The 16,051-nt window shown below is 72.5% G+C and carries 19 protein-coding genes; 5 read left to right on the top strand and 14 right to left on the bottom strand.

From position 1 onward, the window contains the following. Positions 1–13 precede the first annotated feature (13 nt). The 6 genes from ACLIN4_RS16220 to ACLIN4_RS16245 form a co-directional block, all read right to left on the bottom strand. On the bottom strand, positions 14–2,086 hold the full coding sequence (locus tag ACLIN4_RS16220) for a HelD family protein (RefSeq protein ID WP_411575938.1): 2,073 nt from the start codon (positions 2,084–2,086) through the stop codon (positions 14–16). Positions 2,087–2,153: 67 nt separating this feature from the next. After that, a complete protein-coding gene (locus ACLIN4_RS16225) occupies positions 2,154–2,759 on the bottom strand; it encodes a TetR family transcriptional regulator (RefSeq protein ID WP_107476108.1) in 606 nt (201 codons plus the stop codon). 9 nt (positions 2,760–2,768) lie between these two features. After that, positions 2,769–3,701 (bottom strand): ATP/GTP-binding protein, encoded by a 933-nt coding sequence (locus tag ACLIN4_RS16230; protein WP_411575939.1) that lies wholly within the window; start codon positions 3,699–3,701, stop codon positions 2,769–2,771. Then, on the bottom strand, positions 3,698–4,927 hold the full coding sequence (locus tag ACLIN4_RS16235; protein ID WP_411575940.1) for a phosphotransferase family protein: 1,230 nt from the start codon (positions 4,925–4,927) through the stop codon (positions 3,698–3,700). The genes ACLIN4_RS16230 and ACLIN4_RS16235 overlap by 4 nt, the downstream gene beginning before the upstream one ends. 61 nt (positions 4,928–4,988) lie before the next feature. Then, the gene (locus tag ACLIN4_RS16240) at positions 4,989–5,726 is read right to left on the bottom strand and encodes an HAD family hydrolase (protein ID WP_257101386.1); all 738 of its coding nucleotides are present in this window, start codon (positions 5,724–5,726) and stop codon (positions 4,989–4,991) included. After that, complete coding sequence (locus ACLIN4_RS16245) at positions 5,726–6,601, bottom strand: winged helix-turn-helix domain-containing protein (RefSeq protein WP_107476110.1); 876 nt, start codon at positions 6,599–6,601, stop codon at positions 5,726–5,728. Before ACLIN4_RS16245 ends, ACLIN4_RS16240 begins: the two co-directional genes overlap by 1 nt. A gap of 148 nt (positions 6,602–6,749) precedes the next feature. Between ACLIN4_RS16245 and ACLIN4_RS16250 the strand changes: the two genes are divergently transcribed. Beyond that, positions 6,750–6,938, top strand: a complete 189-nt coding sequence (locus ACLIN4_RS16250; protein WP_107476111.1) for a hypothetical protein — start codon at positions 6,750–6,752, stop codon at positions 6,936–6,938. A gap of 12 nt (positions 6,939–6,950) precedes the next feature. On the opposite strand, the gene ACLIN4_RS16255 is transcribed toward ACLIN4_RS16250, so the two are convergent. Beyond that, entirely contained in the window at positions 6,951–7,862 is a 912-nt protein-coding gene (locus ACLIN4_RS16255) for a FadR/GntR family transcriptional regulator (RefSeq protein WP_290012462.1), read from the bottom strand. Between the two features lie 154 nt (positions 7,863–8,016). On the opposite strand from ACLIN4_RS16255, the gene ACLIN4_RS16260 reads away from it, so the two are divergent. Next, complete coding sequence (locus tag ACLIN4_RS16260) at positions 8,017–8,202, top strand: hypothetical protein (protein ID WP_100048655.1); 186 nt, start codon at positions 8,017–8,019, stop codon at positions 8,200–8,202. Between the two features lie 174 nt (positions 8,203–8,376). Here the strand turns inward: ACLIN4_RS16260 and ACLIN4_RS16265 are convergent, their stop codons facing one another. From ACLIN4_RS16265 to ACLIN4_RS16275, 3 genes are all read right to left on the bottom strand, one after another. Next, on the bottom strand, positions 8,377–9,633 hold the full coding sequence (locus ACLIN4_RS16265) for a GNAT family N-acetyltransferase (protein ID WP_411575941.1): 1,257 nt from the start codon (positions 9,631–9,633) through the stop codon (positions 8,377–8,379). A gap of 59 nt (positions 9,634–9,692) precedes the next feature. After that, the gene (locus ACLIN4_RS16270) at positions 9,693–10,685 is read right to left on the bottom strand and encodes an asparaginase (RefSeq protein ID WP_382087477.1); all 993 of its coding nucleotides are present in this window, start codon (positions 10,683–10,685) and stop codon (positions 9,693–9,695) included. 93 nt (positions 10,686–10,778) lie between these two features. Beyond that, positions 10,779–11,405: an aerial mycelium formation protein gene (locus ACLIN4_RS16275; protein ID WP_411575942.1), complete on the bottom strand. Its 627-nt coding sequence runs from the start codon at positions 11,403–11,405 to the stop codon at positions 10,779–10,781. 179 nt (positions 11,406–11,584) lie between these two features. Between ACLIN4_RS16275 and dtd the strand changes: the two genes are divergently transcribed. Next, the gene (gene dtd, locus ACLIN4_RS16280) at positions 11,585–12,010 is read left to right on the top strand and encodes a D-aminoacyl-tRNA deacylase (protein ID WP_381915068.1); all 426 of its coding nucleotides are present in this window, start codon (positions 11,585–11,587) and stop codon (positions 12,008–12,010) included. Positions 12,011–12,131: 121 nt separating this feature from the next. Here dtd and ACLIN4_RS16285 read toward each other — a convergent pair whose 3' ends face one another. The 3 genes from ACLIN4_RS16285 to ACLIN4_RS16295 are packed head-to-tail and all read right to left on the bottom strand — an operon-like array spanning position 12,132 to position 14,137. Continuing rightward, positions 12,132–13,097 (bottom strand): YgfZ/GcvT domain-containing protein, encoded by a 966-nt coding sequence (locus tag ACLIN4_RS16285; protein ID WP_382051945.1) that lies wholly within the window; start codon positions 13,095–13,097, stop codon positions 12,132–12,134. Positions 13,098–13,107: 10 nt separating this feature from the next. Beyond that, positions 13,108–13,545: a Fur family transcriptional regulator gene (locus ACLIN4_RS16290; RefSeq protein WP_100048752.1), complete on the bottom strand. Its 438-nt coding sequence runs from the start codon at positions 13,543–13,545 to the stop codon at positions 13,108–13,110. Between the two features lie 16 nt (positions 13,546–13,561). Next, entirely contained in the window at positions 13,562–14,137 is a 576-nt protein-coding gene (locus tag ACLIN4_RS16295) for an FABP family protein (RefSeq protein ID WP_100048751.1), read from the bottom strand. 295 nt (positions 14,138–14,432) lie between these two features. Between ACLIN4_RS16295 and ACLIN4_RS16300 the strand changes: the two genes are divergently transcribed. Beyond that, positions 14,433–14,609, top strand: a complete 177-nt coding sequence (locus ACLIN4_RS16300) for a hypothetical protein (protein ID WP_179342235.1) — start codon at positions 14,433–14,435, stop codon at positions 14,607–14,609. Between the two features lie 87 nt (positions 14,610–14,696). Further along, a complete protein-coding gene (locus tag ACLIN4_RS16305) occupies positions 14,697–15,059 on the top strand; it encodes a DsrE family protein (protein ID WP_003974797.1) in 363 nt (120 codons plus the stop codon). 202 nt (positions 15,060–15,261) lie between these two features. Here the strand turns inward: ACLIN4_RS16305 and ACLIN4_RS16310 are convergent, their stop codons facing one another. Continuing rightward, entirely contained in the window at positions 15,262–16,026 is a 765-nt protein-coding gene (locus tag ACLIN4_RS16310) for a glucose 1-dehydrogenase (protein ID WP_107476117.1), read from the bottom strand. Positions 16,027–16,051 lie beyond the last annotated feature (25 nt).

The following is a 16,051-nucleotide window of genomic DNA, read 5'->3' on the forward strand; positions in this document are numbered from 1 at the left end:
CGGGCGGCGGGTGTCAGAAGGGCAGGGGCCGCCCGTGCACCACGTCCAGCCGGGACACCGCGCGGGTGAGCACCACGTACAGCCGGTGCAGCCCCCGCCCGCCGGCCCCCTCGGCCTCCGCGATCGCCGCGGGTTCGACGGCGACGACGTGGTCGTACTCCAGCCCCTTGACGACGCTCGCCGGCGCCACGGTCACGCGGGCGCCCAGCTCCTCGGGTCCCCCGGCCGGGATTCCGGCCGCGTCGAGGGCGGCCCGCAGCCCGGGTACGTCCGCGTCGGCGGCGACGACACCGACGGAGCCGTCCCGCGCGAGGGCGGCCCGCACGGCGTCGACGACCGCGTCCACGACGCCGCCGGGGGCGGCGGGACGGACCGTCAGTTCCCCGTCCGTGCGCAGCGAGCGGGCCTCCGGCACGTCCACGCCGAGCCGCGCCAGCAGCCGGTTGGCGAGGCCGACGACCGCCTGCGGCACCCGGAAGCCGGTGGTCAGCGGTACGACGGGCGCGTCCGGGCGGCCCAGGTGGGCGAGGCTCGTCCGCCACGACCGCGCGGCCCACGGCGTGGTGCCCTGGGCCAGGTCGCCGAGGACGGTGAGCGAGCCGAAGGCGGCCCGGCGGGCGATGGCCCGGCACTCCATCGGGGAGAGGTCCTGGGCCTCGTCGACGACGATGTGCCCGTAGCCCTCGGGGTGTTCGAGCAGCCCGGCGACCTCGTCGAGGAGGACCAGGTCGGCGGCGGACCAGCGGGCCGACCGCCACGACCGCCGCGCGCCGGTCGCCGGCCACAGCACCGCCCGCTGCTCGTCGCCGTCCAGCAGCCCGTCCGCGGCCCGCGCCAGGGCGTCCGGGTCGCCGAGGAGTCCGGCGACGACCTCCTCGGGGCGCACCCGGGGCCAGGCCGCGTCGAGGTACGCGGTGACGGGCCGGGCGCGTTCGATCCGGCGCGTCCAGGCGGCCGTCCGCGGCCCGCTCCGCCGCTCGGCCAGGTCCTGGACGTACCGCACGATCCGGGCGCGCACCCGTTCCCGGCCCACGGCGTACGGCGGTTCCTCCTCCCGTACGTCCGCCACGATCCGGGCCAGCTCGTCGGCGGGGACCCGCCGGCGGGACGAGCCGTCCGGGACGGAGAGGGAGTCGGCGGCGTCCGCGGCCACGCGCGCGTACAGGGCGCGGCGCAGCACCTCCGCCGTCCGGGCGTCGTGCTTCACGGCCGCGGCCCGCTCGTCGTCCACGGCGGTGACCGGGTGCCGGGCGATCTCCCGGGAGAGGGTGGACTGCCGTACGCCGGTCTCGCCGAGGGCGGGCAGCACCTCGGCGATGTAGGCGAGGAAGGTGGGGTTGGGGCCGAGGATCAGCAGGCCGCCGCGGGCGATGCGCTGCGGGTGGGTGTAGAGCAGGTAGGCGGCCCGGTGGAGACCGACGGCGGTCTTCCCCGTCCCCGGGGCGCCCTGGACGCACACCGTGGCGGTGAGGTCGGCGCGGACGAGGTCGTCCTGCTCGGGCTGGATGGTGGCGGCGATGTCCCGCATGGGTCCGACGCGGGGCCGTTCGATCTCCCGGGCGACGATGTCGCTCGCGCGGGACTCGCCCCGGCCGAGGTGCTCGTCCTCCATGCCCGTGAGGTCGGCGGAGTCCCCGCGGCTGCCGGGCGCCCAGCCGAAGCGCCGGCGGACGGCGACGCCGCGCGGGTCGGCGGCGGTGGCCTGGTAGAAGGCGCGGGAGACGGGGGCGCGCCAGTCGACGACGAGGGGCGGTGCGGCGGGGTCCTCGGTGATCCGCAGCCGGCCGAGGTGGTACGTCTGCCCCGCGTGGTCGCCCCCCGCGAAGGCACTCCCCGTCTCCGGCCCGGCGAAGTCCAGCCGTCCGAAGAACAGGGGCCCCTCGGGCAGTTCGCGCAGTTCCCTGGCCCGGCTGCGCAGCCGGTACCCGAGCACTTCGGCGTCGGCCCCGGAGGCGGAGACGTCCTCGCCGGTGACGACGTGCTCCCGGGCGCCGTCGACCATGGCGGAGAGGGCGGTGCGGCAGTGGTCGTGGTGGGCGCGTTCGCGGGCGAGGGCGTGCCGGAGGGCGGGGTCGGGTGAGCTCATTCCAGCGAGCGTACCCACATTTCGTTACTGAGTTAAATTTATTACCGACTCTCGCAACTGGCGGCCGTCACGCGAGCCACGGCAACCCCGCCGCCAGCACGCCGAACGCCCGCTCCGCCCCCGCCACCGCGTCCTCCCGTACATCCGCCACCCGCTCCCCGGCCGCGATCCGCCGCCAGTTCTCCAGCGCGAGCACCCGCTGCACGGCGGTGATCTGCCCGGCCGCCAGCCTGGCGTCCAGGTCATCGCCGAGGGCCTCGGCGAGCGCGGCCTCCGACCGCTCCAGGTGCGTGTGCAACCGGGCCACGAGCGCGGGCGTCCCGTACAGCAGCGTGTGGAAGGCCAGTACCTCGGGATCGTCGTTGAGCCCGGTCACCGGGTCGCACTTCTCCAGCCCCGCCAGGAAGTGCCGCCGCAGCGCCGCCAGCGGCGTGGGCCCCTCCCCCGCCACCCGTGCCGGCTCGCCCTCGTGGTCGGCGATGCGGTGCAGGACCAGGTCCTCCTTGGCCGGGAAGTACCGGAAGAGCGTCGGCTTGGACACCTCGGCCGCGGCGGCGACCTCCGCGACGGACACCGCGTCGAAGCCCTTCTCCACGAAGAGCCCGATCGCGACGTCCGACAGCACCTGGAACGTCCGCTGTCTCTTGCGCTCACGCAGACCGGGCTCACTCATGGGTCGAGCCTACGCACCTCCCGCCGCGTGCGGCCCACGGCTCAGGGGGCACGCCGCGTCCCAGAGCGTGCCGAAGAACGCGCGCCTGCGCGCGACGACCTCGCGCGCCAGCTCACCGTCGTACCGGCTCCAGCGGGTCAGCAGCGAACCGTGTCCGATGAGGTCGAGCAGTTGGTCGCCCTCGGTGCCCGGACCCGACGGCGCGGTACCCGGCGACCGGTACTCGTCCGGCCGGACGTCGAGCTTGTCGTAGATCCCCTCGAACACCACCTCGTCGCCGACGACGTACAGCTTGAGGAAGGGCGACATGTGCACCGTGCGGAACTCGACGGTCAGCGCGCCCTGGGCCTTGCGGGCCATCCTGGCGCGCATCGTCCGCAGCCCGCGCTCGTACCCGGCGATCTTCTCGACCAGGTACCGGCGGAATCCCGGGGCGTCCGCCAGCCTGCCGTCCGCCTCCCGCACGAGGCCGGGAACCTCGATGGGACGGGTGAAGTCCGGGACCAGGATGCGGACCGACACGGACCTCGAGGGGTCGGGCGGCAGGTCCTCCAGCACTCTCCGCAGCGGCTCGACGAAGGTCTCCCCGGTGAAGCACATGCCCCACAGCTCGATCTCACCGCCCCGCCGGAGCGCCTGCGCGCACTCCTCCATCAGCCGGTCCGCGCTGACGTCCTCGCCCGACTGCGGACGCAGCCGCGCGGTCAGCTCCCTGACCTCCTCGCTCAGCTGCCGGACGGTCTCGTGCAGGTGCCGCGCCCCCTCCCGCTGGGCGTCGTGCGCCGTGTTCAGCCGCAGCACCTCGGCGTAGAGCACGTAGCCGACGATGCTGAGCAGCGCTCCGCCGATATAGGTCTTGCCCTGCAAGGCGTCGCCGACCGGTTTGACGAACTGGGCCACCAGGCCGACGCAGAAGACGGCCAGGAGCAGCCCTTTGGTCACCGTCGCCTCGGCACGACTCCACCGCGCCGCCATTCTGCCGCCCAGCGACGGTCTTCCCTCAGACACCAAGTTCCCCCATTGGCGCACCGGTTGGAGCGAGCCAGCCAATGGTGCCCGCCGCGGCGGCGGACAGGAAGGGGGCGACGCGCCTCAGGCCCGCGTGCCGTGCCACTCCCGCAGGGCTTCCACGATCCGGTCCCGGCCCGGCACGTCGACCAGCCGCAGCGGCTCGCGGGCCCGCCGTGTCGCCCGCTCGATCCGGTCGGCGGCGGCGTCGAAGCGGCCCGTGTCCGCGCCCTCGGGCAGGTCGAGGGCCGCCCGCATGACGTCGGGAAGACCGACTGCGCGTGTTCGAAGGCGATGAAGACGGGAAGGTCCTCGTGCAGGCCCGCGGTCAGCTCGGTCAGCCCTGCCTCCGTCATGGCCCCGGCCCACAGCTCCGTCATGCGCTCCTGCTCCTCCTTGCCGTACCCCATGCGCACCAGATGGGTCGCGAGGTCGTGCAGTGGGTCGCCGAATATCGCCAGTTCCCAGTCGATGACCGCGAGCCGCCGGCCCCGCACGACGACGTTGGCCCGGTGCACGTCCGTGTGCAGGAGCCGGAACGGGCGGGAGGCCCGGCAGCGGTGCAGGACGGCGAACCGCGCCATCGCGTCCTCGGGGACACCGACGGCGTCGAAGAGGGCGCCGAAGCGGTCCCGGTTCGGGAGGTGCACGCGCTCCTGCGTGAAGCGGACCAGCCAGTCCAGGAACCCCTGGCTGTCGCCGTCCCGCGGCCAGTCGTCGGGGCGGGCGGGCAGTTCCGCCACGGGAACCCGAGCGGTGCGGACGAAGAACGACGCGAAGGAGCGCATGAGTTCCTCGCCCACGGTCGCCGTCACGCCGCCGTCGCCGAGCGTCCGGCCGGTCCGGTACCGGTGGACCGATCCCTCCCCCAGGTCGGCGAGGCAGCGCGGCACCTCCCGGAGGTACCGGCAGACGACGCCGAGCACCTCCGCCTCCCTCGGCCAGATGCGCGGCACCACCTCCACCGCCGGCAGCGGGACGCGGTACTTGAACCGGGTGAAGGGTACGGCGCCCAGCAGCAGCGCCAGCACCAGGCCCGAGCGCCGCACGTAGTTGATGTTGTGGTGTCCGCGCACCACCTCACCCCTGCCACGGAGCCTGCGCGACTCCACGAGCTGTTGCACGAGCGCTGTGCGCGCTCGGTGGTGCAGACGGTGCATGGCCGGAGAGTAGCGCTCCCGGCCTCTCGGGCGGACCGGGCGCCCCAGGTGTCGGCGGAGCCTACCGGGTCCGGTGGCGCAGCAGTTCCAGCAGCGGCTCGAAGGAGCCGACCACCGTGTCGGCGCCGGCATCGGCGAGGAGTCTCGTCTTCCGCCCGTCGCGCCCGTAGCCGAGGAAGGGGACTCCGGCCCGCCGGGCCGCTTCGCAGTCGGACGGGGAGTCGCCGATGAACAGCGAGGCGGAGGGTACGGCCCCCAGCGCGTTGAGGGCCTGGACCAGCGTGTGCGGATCAGGCTTGAGCAGCCGCAGTTCCTCGGTGCGGCCGTAGATGTGCGGGGCGAAGCTCGGCAGCAGGCCCCGCCCGGAGAGATAGGTGTGCACCACGCGGGGGGAGTTGTTGGTGGCGACGGCCAGCCTCACGCCCAAGGCCGTCCAGGTCCGGATCAGCGGATCGGCGTACGCGGTCGGCATGGCGGAGGCGGTCGCCCGCAGCTCCTCCTGGGTGAGGCGTTCCTCCAGTTCCTCGACCAGGTCGCTGCGGGGGCACCGGCGGTCGACCCCGCGCAGCACCGCGTGCGGGTCCGGGGACTCCCGTTCCTCGTCCGTCAGCACCCCGCGCAGTCCGCGGTGCTCCAGCCAGTCGACCAGATCGGCCGCCACCCGCTCCGCCCGGTGCCCCGCGAACAGACGGCAGATCGGCCCGTCGAAGTCCCACAGCACGAAGCGGGCGCCGCTCACCAGCCGTCCGAGGTTGTCCGTGGCCGGCCCCGGCCCGGTCCGCGTCGTATCAGAAGTCACTAGGAGAGTGTCATGTCCGAGGTGATGGTTTCCCAGAGGGCGTCGAACCACTTCTGGGATTCCTCCACGAACACCGCGTCCCGGTGACCCGCCCGCTTCAGGAAGGAGAAGAGCAACGACTGGGATCCCAGGGCGTCGTACATCTCCAGCGTCCGGCTCTCGTACTCCTCCTCGCGCCGGGTCAGCAGGTAGTAGCCGAGCAGCGCCTCCTCGCCGTTGAGCAGGTAGAGCTTCGTCGGCGGGGTGAAGGGCAGTGCGCGGAAGGCGATGTGCACGTCGATGCGGTGGGTGGAGCGCACGGCGTGCAGGTTGTGCTGGAGGACGCGGGCCTGGGCGTTGCGCATCTGGAGCCAGCGCTGGTGGACCGGGTCGTCGTCCTCCTCCTGCACCAGCACGGGGAAGGCCAGCTCGATGTCGCGCGACGGCATCAGGACACGGAAGTCGATGGACTCGGGGCGGATGCGGCCCTCGTGGATGAGGCGGAGCGGCTCGCTGAGGGCGAGCATCAGCGTCTCGGAGGTGTGGCAGACGACGTCGACCCGTACGTGCGGTGCCGAGAAGGCCTCCGACAGCCGGGGCCCGAGTGCCACCATGGTCGGCTGCGGCTCGCCCAGGGGCGTGGCGGGCTCGGCGATGCGTGGCGGACTGCCCTTGCTGACGTTGGTGAGCAGGCCGTCCTCCTGGAGGGCGCGCAGCGCCTGGCGGACGGTGCCGCGCTCCACCCCGAACTCGTCGGCCAGCTCGGCCTGGGTGGGCAGGCGGTCGCCCGCCTTCAGGTCTCCCACGCGGATCCGCTCCCGCAGGATGTCGGCGATCTCCTGGGACGAGAGCCTTCTGCTGCCGTTCACGGACACGTTCTCCTGAGTCACGACCAAACGCTACAACTTCGACCTACCTATAGGGAGTTGTTTGAAACTTGTTTATAGGTAGCTGCCAAGTGGGGACAACCTAGGTGGAGTTGGTTGCCAACTTTTGCCAGTTGGCGGAAGTTCATCTTCCCGAACCTCCGAAGGGGGAAAGACCGTGCCCGTCCTCGCTTTCGTCTCCTCGATCTTCGTCATCACCTTCGAGCAGGTCGTCCAGTGGAAGTACGGCGCCACCGGCATCGTCGGTCTGGTCCTGCTCACCGTGGGCATCAAGGCCAAGAGCCCGTCCGTCAGCTCGGTCGGAGCGGTGGTGCTGGCCCTCCTGGTCGCGGGCCCCGCCCTGTGACCGCGAGGGGGCTCACGTGGTGAGCACGAGATCCGAACTGATGGTCTCCCACAGCGCGTCGAACCACAGCCGCGACTGCTTCACGAACGCCCCGTCGCGCAGGTCCCCGGCCTGCCCGAAGGCGAACAGCGTCGAACGGATGCCCTCCACGTCGTACATCTCCATCGGCTCGTGGTCGATCTCCTGCTCGCGCCGGCTGAGGGTGTAGTACGCGAAGAGGGCCTCCGTGCCGTTGAGCAGGTACAGCTTCACCGGAGGCGTGAAGGGCAGCGCGCGGAAGGAGACGCGCACATCGATGCCGTGCGTGGCCCGCAGGCTCAGCAGGTTGTGCCGGAGCACCTGGCCCTGGGCGTTGCGCATGGCCAGCCACCGGTCGTGCACCGCCTCGCCGCCCCCGCCGCCGTCCACCGCCACCGGGAACGCCAGGTCGATGTTCCGGCCCGGCAGCAGCACGCGTACGTCGATCTTGGCCGGTTTGCTCCGCCCCGCGTGGATCTGGCGCAGCGGTTCGCCGAGGGCGAGCGTGAGGGAGACCGAGGTCAGGCACAGGGCGTCGATCTCCACGTGCGGGGACGCGAAGGCTTCCGTGATCCGGGGGGCGAGGGCCGCCGTGGTGGGCGCGGGCGGGGCGACGGGCCCGGTCAGGGCCGTGCCGGGGTCCGGTGCGACGGTCGCCGGACTCCCCTTGGACACATTGGTGAGCAGCCGTTCGGACTGCAGGATGCGCAGGGCCTGCCGGACGGTGCCGCGCTCGACGCCGAACTCGTCGGCCAACTGGGCCTGCGTGGGCATGCGCTGGCCCGGCCGCAGCCGACCGGACCTGATCCGGGCGCGCAGCTCGTCGGCCACCTCGCGATGGGTCCGCTGAGGCCGCTGCGGTCTCTTCCGGCCGTCGACGAGGGTGTGTTCCGGCTCCACGACCAAACCCTACAACTTCCCGCCATCTTTGGGCAGTTCGCCGGAAGGTGGTTATGAGACGCGCCCAAGCGGAGATAAGTACAGTGAAGTTGGCAGCCAACTTGAGCAACGTGGTCGAACCTCTCGGGGGTTGGCCACCACGGTGAACAGGGGGTCCACCATGCCGCTCATCGCCATCGCCGTCGCCGCTCTGGCCATCGGGTTCGAGCAGCTCGTGCAATCGAAGTACGGGACGATGGGCATCATCGCGTTCGTCGCGCTGTCCATCGGCATCAAGGCGAAGAACACCATGATCGGCGGTGTGGGCGCGGTGATCCTCGTGATGCTGCTCGCACAGTCCGGCTGAGCCGACGTACTGCTGTCCGGGCCCCCGTTCCGGAGGGGAGCCGGGGGCCGGGACGGTCAGTCAGCACCACGCACGACCGGCACGACCACAACCGAACAGCGGCACAACAACCACAACCGAAGAGCACGCGCTACGGATGCGCACACCCACCGCCACCGGCAGAAGGGAGCAGCCTCAGAACATGTCCGGGCACCAAGGCCGCCTGGACGTACGCAGCAGGGCGTCGGCCACACGGGCGGCGCCCGCTCGTTCTTCCCGGACCCGCCCGAGCGCGGCCAGCCGCACGGCCGACTCGTCGCCGAGCCACAGCGTCGCCAACTCGCCCACGTCGAGCACCAGGTGGGCGCTCTCGGTGGTCGGCGCGCAGGACGCCCCGTCCGGCCCGGCCTCCAGCCGCCACCGCCCGCCGGCCGGCCCTCCCCGGTCCACGACCTCCATCACCAGCGACCCCCGCCCCTCGTACGCGCGCGACTCCAGCGCCCGTACGACGTCCAGGATGCGCACCCACAGCCAGTCCGCCTGCGTGGTGATCCTGGCCGCGCGCGGGTCCGGCAGGAGGTGCGGGAGCAGGTCGTCGGGGGCGCGCCAGCCGCTCTTCACGGTCTGGACCCAGTCGATCGAGCACAGGTAGCGCCACAGGGCGCGCTCGGCGCCCGGTGTGACGGCCAGCAGCCAGTCGACCGTCGCCGTGTTCAGCGGCTGCTTGGCGTCGCCCCAGTGGTCGTCCGCCCGGTACGAGGCCAGGCCCTCCACCTGGCCGTCCGCCGAGCGGTACAGGGCGTAGCAGGGCTCGGTCCACGGGAGGCCGGACAGGTTGACGGCGCCGGTCCGGGCCTGCCACCACAGGTCGGCGCGGCTCACCGCACCCGGCTGGGCCCGGCGCAGCCGCTCGTGCAGTTCGGGGCCGAGCTTGCGGACGTCCTCTCCGTCCACGAGGTCGATCCGTCCACCGTCCTCCGGGGCGGCCCAGCGCGGGTCGAGGCGGGCCCGGGGCACGTCGACGGTCCACTCGGTCATCGTGGTCGCGGGTCCAAAGCCGTACCGGCCGTAGATCGGGTACTCGGCGGCGATCAGGGTGGCGACGACGTCCCCGCGGTCCTTCGCGGCGGCCAGGTCCCGCGCCATCATCCGGGTGAGCAGACCGCGGCGGCGGTGGGTCGCGGTGACGGTGACGTTGGAGATCGCGTCGGCCTGGACGAGGGCGCCGCCGACGGCGGTGATCTCCTGGTCGAAGGACCGGAAGGTCGCCACGCAGCGGTCGCCGTCGAAGGCGCCGAGGAGCCTGCCGGGAACGAACTGGAGGCGCCGGGCCTCCAACTGCTCCGCTGCGACCGCGGGCGGCTGGAGGAATCCGGTGTTCAGGGCCCGGTTCCAGTCGGGGAACTCGGCCTCGGTGACGGGACGGACGTCGATGTCGGTGCGGCGGGTCATGCGCTCACGGTAGGTCGACGCGGGTGGCGGCGTCGCGGGGATTTCGCGGGACCGGCCGGTCAGAAGGCCGCCCGGATCTCCCCCACCTCGCGCCCGCCGCCCAGCAGGGGCGCACGGCCGATGCGGTCGACCACGGGGCCCTCCACGCCCAGCAGCGTCAGGGCGCGGGCCAGCACCGGGCCGAGGGCGCGGGTCGCGCCGTCCTCGACCTTGAAGGCCAGGGCGCGGCCGTCCGGCAGGGCCACCGCCTGGACGGCCTCCGCGCCCATCTTGGAGAGGGTGCCGGGCACCTCGCGCATCAGCCAGGTGTCGGGGCGCCGGGTGCCGGCGACGTACTCGGGGTGCGCGCGCATCGCGTCGGCGACCCGGCGCTCCGGCGTGCCGGGCTCGGCGCCGGCGAAGGTCCGGAAGGCGCGGGCCAGCCCGACCAGGCTGATCGCCATCAGCGGCGCCCCGCACCCGTCCGTGCCGACGGCGGAGACCGGCTCGCCCGCCGCGTCCTCCACAACCCTGTGGATGATCCGCTGGAGCGGGTGCTCCGGGTCGAGGTACGTCTCCAGCGGCCAGCCCCGCTGCGCGCAGACCGCCAGCATCGCGGTGTGCTTGCCGGAGCAGTTCATCGTGATGGGGTCGGCGACCGCTCCGGAGGCCAGGTAGGTGTCCCGCTCCTCGGGGTCCAGCGGCAGGTCGGCCGGGCACTGGAGCTGGGCCGGGTCCAGTCCGTACTCGTCCAGCATCTTGCGGACCAGGTCACGGTGAAACGATTCTCCGGAATGGCTCGCGGCAGCCAGGGCCAGCCGCTCCCCCGCGAGGTCCAGGCCGGCCCGCAGGACGCCGGCCGCCTGCATCGGCTTGTTGGCGGAACGCGGGAAGACCGGCGCCGTCACCTCCCCCAGCGCCAGCTCCACGGCTCCGTCCGCGGCCAGGACGACCAGGTCACCCCGGTGCCGCCCTTCGACGAAGCCGGACCGGACGACCTCGGCGAGGACGGGCGGCACGACGGGTGAAAGGGCGGACGTGGGGGCGGACTGGGGCGGCTGGGGCGCGGACATCGGGCGGTGGCCTTCCGGACGGGTGACCCACCGCGGCGACGGTCCGGGATCACCGGGCCTCGGGAGGGCGGCCCGGGAGAGCCGCCCCTCGCGTCACACGAGCAGGTCGTCGACTTGTGCTTCCCCTTCACGGTACCGGCGTGCGATCTCGGCGCTGCAGTCGTCCGCGGTCCGCTGGAGCCGCTGCCTGCGCCGGGAGATCTGCTGCTCGTAGCGGACCAGCCGGCCCATCCCGACGGTCAGCTCGGTGTCGGTGCGGGCCGTCAGGTCGGACAGCTCCACCTCGCCGAGCATCTCCGCGGCCAGCCGCCGGCACTCCTCGCTGCGCGGGGTGGCCAGCGTCACATGGCGGGCCGAGGAACGCTGGCGGGCCGGTGCGTCCGCCAGGATCTCCGACAGCCGTTCCACCACCGACCCCGTCGCCGCGGTGGTCACCACGGACGACGACGCCGGGCCGCGCCGCGCCAGCTCCGCGCGCAGGATGTCGATCCGCCCCTGCAACAGCCGTCGTACGTAACTGAGATCCGCCTCCTCGCGCTGGGCGTCCCGGCGCAGTGTGCGCAGCTCGGGCAGGCTCAGCGCGGTCAGCTCCTGCCCCGGTGGGTCGGCCGGCAGCTCCGGACTGTCCGTGCGCTGCACGGGCGGCCGGGGTGCCTCCAGGCCGCCCGGGTATGTCAACGCGACAGCGCCGAGCGACTGCCCCGTACTCGTTGTGCTCATGTGCCTCTACCGTCCCCTCGACCGGCGTCTGGGAGCATCGTGCCACCCCAAGTGGCCGCTATGTGACCGAGTGCCCACGATCGGACCCGATCGGCCCCAGATGGGGGGTTAGGGAGCGAAAAGAAACCCCGTACGGGCCCGCGTGCCCGCCCCCTGGGGGCGCACGGCATCATGACGGGATGCGTGCAGTGGTACAGCGGGTGGACGGCGCGAGCGTCGTCGTGGACGGCGAGACCGTGGGGGCGATCGAGGGCGAGGGCCTGTGCGTCCTGGTCGGCGTCACCCACGACGACACGAAGGAGAAGGCGGAGCGGCTCGCCCGCAAGCTCTGGTCGCTGCGCGTGCTGCACGACGAGAAGTCGTGCAGCGACATCGACGCACCGCTCCTGGTGATCAGCCAGTTCACCCTTTACGGCGACGCCCGCAAGGGCCGCCGCCCCACCTGGAACGCCGCCGCGCCCGGTGACGTGGCCGAACCCCTCGTCGACGAGGTCGTCGCGCGACTGCGCGCGCTGGGCGCGACGGTGGCCATGGGCCGCTTCGGGGCGCAGATGCGGGTGTCGCTGACGAACGACGGCCCGTTCACGGTCCTCGTCGAGGTCTGAGCCGCGGCGTCGTACGGCATCCGAGCCGACGACCCACGACACCCGATCCGACGTCCTACAGCGTCCGAGCCGGCGTTCTACGACGTCCGATCCGGCGTCCTACGGCATCCGATCCGGCGTCCTACGGCTCGACGACCGTCTCCTGGGCCGCCGCCGTGTCCTCGGCCACCAGCCGGGCGTCCACCGGCACGTTCCGCTTCACCAGGGCGAGGGCGACCGGGCCCAGCTCGTGGTGGCGCACGGACGTGGTGACGAAGCCGATCTTCCGGCCGTCGGGTCCGTCGTCCGCGAGGCGGACCTCGGCGCCGCTCGGCGGCAGGTGGACCTCGCTGCCGTCCAGGTGCAGGAAGACCAGCCGGCGCGGCGGCTTGCCCAGGTTCTGCACCCGGGCGACGGTCTCCTGCCCCCGGTAGCAGCCCTTCTGCAGGTGCACGGCGGTACCGATCCAGCCCAGCTCGTGCGGGATGGTGCGGTGGTCGGTCTCGAAGCCGAGCCGCGGCCGGTGCTGCTCGACCCGCAGGGCCTCGTGGGCGAGGATCCCGGCCGGCGGTCCGGCCTGCGCAACGAAGGCCTCCAGCCCCTCCCTCGGCAGGAAGAGGTCACGGCCGTAGGGCGTCTCGCGGACGACCGCGCCCTCGGGGGCCTCGGCGATCGAACCGGCGGGCAGATACACGACCGCGGTGTCGGCGGTGCGGTCGGCGACCTCGACCCGGTAGAAGAACTTCATCGACTCCAGGTAGGCGATCAGCGCCTCCTGGGTGCCGGGTTCGACGTGCGCCCAGGTCGTCGTGCCGTCGTCGACGAGGTACAGGGCGTGCTCGATGTGGCCGTTGGCGGAAAGGATCAGCGCCTCGGTGGCCTGTCCGGTGGGCAGTTCGCTGACGTGCTGGGTGAGCAGCAGGTGCAGCCAGCTCAGCCGGTCCTCGCCGGTGACGGTGACGACACCGCGGTGGGAGAGGTCGACGAAGCCGGTGCCGTCGGCGAGGGCACGCTGCTCGCGGAACAGGTCGCCGTAGTGCGCGGCGACGCCTTCGTCCACGCCCTCGGCGGGAACGGCGCCGGGCAGGGACAGCAGAGGGCTCTTCATACGCCCTAGCCTACGACTCGGTAGTTGAGCCCTTCAGGGAGCAGTCCTCGCACCGGCCGAAGATCGCGAAGTGCTTCAGGTCGGTGTCGAAGCCGAACTGCTGTCGCAGCTTGGCGGTGAACTCGGCGGCCACCGACAGATCGGCCTCGATCACGTTGGTGCAGTCCCGGCACACCAGGTGGATGTGGTGGTGCCGGTCGGCCAGGTGGTAGGTGGGCGCACCGTGCCCCAGGTGGGCGTGGCTGACCAGCCCCAGCTCCTCCAGAAGCTCCAGCGTGCGGTACACGGTGGAGATGTTGACCCCCGACGCCGTCTTCCGCACTTCACCGAGGATGTCGTCGGGGGTCGCGTGTTCCAGGGTGTCGACGGCTTCGAGCACCAGCTGCCGCTGCGGGGTCAGCCGGTAGCCGCGCTGTCTGAGGTCGCTCTTCCAGTCGGTGCTCACCACACCCTTGAGTCTAGGACTACTTGAAGAAGGCGATCCCGTCGTCCGGCATGTCGTCCGGGAGGGCCTTGGCCCAGCGCTCCACGTCCTCCGGGGTGACGACCTTCTTCAGGTGCGCCGACATGTAGGGGCGCAGCTCGACCTCGGGGGTCTGCTTCTCGCCGACCCACATCAGGTCGCTCTTGACGTAGCCGTAGAGGCGCTTGCCGCCGGTGTAGGGCTGGGAGGCGGCCGTGCGGGCCACCGCGTCCGTCACCAGGTCGATCTGGGGCTTCTGGTCGGCCATCTCGCCGTACCAGATCTCGATGACGCCGTCGTCGCGGACCATCGTGACCTCGACCTTGCGGTTCGGGTCGATGCGCCAGAAGCCGTGCTCGGACTCGAGCGGACGGACCTTGTTGCCCTCCTGGTCCAGGACCCAGGTGTGGGACTGGTACTCCAGGAAGTCGCGGCCGTCGTGGGTGAAGGAGACCTCCTGGCCGAAGTTGCACTTCTCGGCGCCGGGGAAGTCGTGCACGCCCGCCCCGGACCAGTTGCCGAGCAGGAAGGCGAGGGGCACGAGGTCCTTGTGGAGGTCGGACGGGATCTCGATCATGAGGGGTACTTCCTGGCGTCGGTGATCAGCGCTGGCCCTGGTACAGCTTCTTCACGGTCAGACCGGCGAAGGCGAGGACGCCGACGCAGACCAGGACCAGCAGGGCTTCGAAGAAGATCTCCACGGGGTGCTCCTTGAGCGGGGGGCATACGACAGGGCCGCCCCCAGCTTACGCGGCCCTTCCGGCCGCTTCCCGCCGGACTCCGCCCACGAAGGCGGCCCACGCGGGCACGGTGAACAGGAGCGCTGCGCGGGAGGTCCTTGCTGTCGCGGACGGCACGAGCACGCCCTCGCCATGCCGCCGGCCCCCTGCGCCTTGGCCGGCCGCCCCTGCCGGCCGGTCCCCGGGGGTGACGTCCGCGCCTGGCCGGCCGACCGGCGGGAGACCGCGCGGGCGGTGTTCGACCACAGCGCGGTGACGGACGCGGACGCCCTGCTGCGCCGGCACGGGGGCGAGGAGCACGAGGCATGAGGGACGACGGCGGACTGCCCTACGAGGAGTCCCGGCGGGCACAGCGGCTCGCGCCGCGACGCCGCCCGCGCGGGCTACGCTTCCGGCATGGCGAAGAAGCTCGTGATCAAGGTGACGGCGGGGGCGGACGCGCCCGAGCGGTGTTCTCAGGCGTTCACGGTGGCGGCGGTGGCCGTGGCCAGCGGGGTCGACGTGTCGCTGTGGCTGACCGGGGAGTCCGCCTGGTTCGCGGTGCCGGGACGCGCGGCCGAGTTCGAGCTGCCGCACGCCGCGCCGCTGCCCGACCTGCTCGACTCGCTGCTGGCGGGCGGCCGGGTGACGCTGTGCACCCAGTGCGCCGCCCGGCGCGACCTGACCGAGAAGGACGTCATCGAGGGCGTGCGGATCGCGGGCGCCCAGGTCTTCGTGCAGGAGGCACTGGCCGACGACACCCAGGCGCTCGTCTACTGACCCATCCCGAAAGCGTGAGCACTCCAGGGAAAAGTGTCATCGGGGCGCTCATTCGAGCGTCCCGATGACAGCAGAGGGCGAAGTGCTCACGCTCGTCTTCAGAGAAGCAGTCGGGTCCGTCGGGGCCACAGTCTGCTGGAAGGGCACCTCCGCCGCACCGCCTGCGCGGCTTCGCAGCACCACCGGCGCCCGCGACCGCCGCTCACCGCCCCATGACGTATGCCACGGTCGGGCCGGTGGTCCAGCCGCCGTCCACCGCGATTTCCGCGCCGGTGACGTAGGACGCGGCGTCCGAGAGCAGGAAGACGACCGCGCCGGCGATCTCGTGGGCCTCGCCCACCCGGCCCATGGGCGTGTTGGGGTACTTGCCCTCGCCCTGCTCGATGCCGACGGCCGCGGTCATCGGGGTGTACGTCATCCCCGGGTGCACGGAGTTCACGCGGATGCGGGCGGTGCCCAGTTCCACGGCGCCGATCTTCGTCAGTCCGCGCACGCCCCACTTGGAGGCGCCGTAGCCCGCGGTGAGGGCGAGGCCCATCAGGCCCGCGGCGGACGAGATGTTGACGATCGATCCGCCGCCGGCCTCCTTCAGCGCGGGGATCACGGTCTTCATGCCGATGAAGACGCCCGTGAGGTTGATGTCGAGCACCTTGCGGAAGTGCTCGACGGACTCGGACTCCAGCAGGGTGCCGGTGGAGATGCCGGCGTTGTTCACCAGGCCGTGCAGCGACCCGAACGCGGTGACGGCCAGGTCGGCGGCCCGCCGCCAGTCCTCCTCGGAGGTCACGTCGTGGTGCAGGAAGCGGGCACGGGCGCCCAGTTCCCGGGCGGTGGCCTCGCCCTCGTCGTCCAGGACGTCGGTGATCAGGACGTGCGCGCCGGCGGCGACCGCCTGCCGGGCCGCCTCCGCGCCGAGTCCCCGGGCGCCGCCGGTGATGATCAGGTTCTTGCCGGTCAGGTCGTGCACGGTCGGGCTCCTCTCCAGGGGCGGG

It is taken from the genome of Streptomyces mutabilis (assembly GCF_046628145.1).
Taxonomy (GTDB): Bacteria; Actinomycetota; Actinomycetes; order Streptomycetales; family Streptomycetaceae; genus Streptomyces; species Streptomyces mutabilis.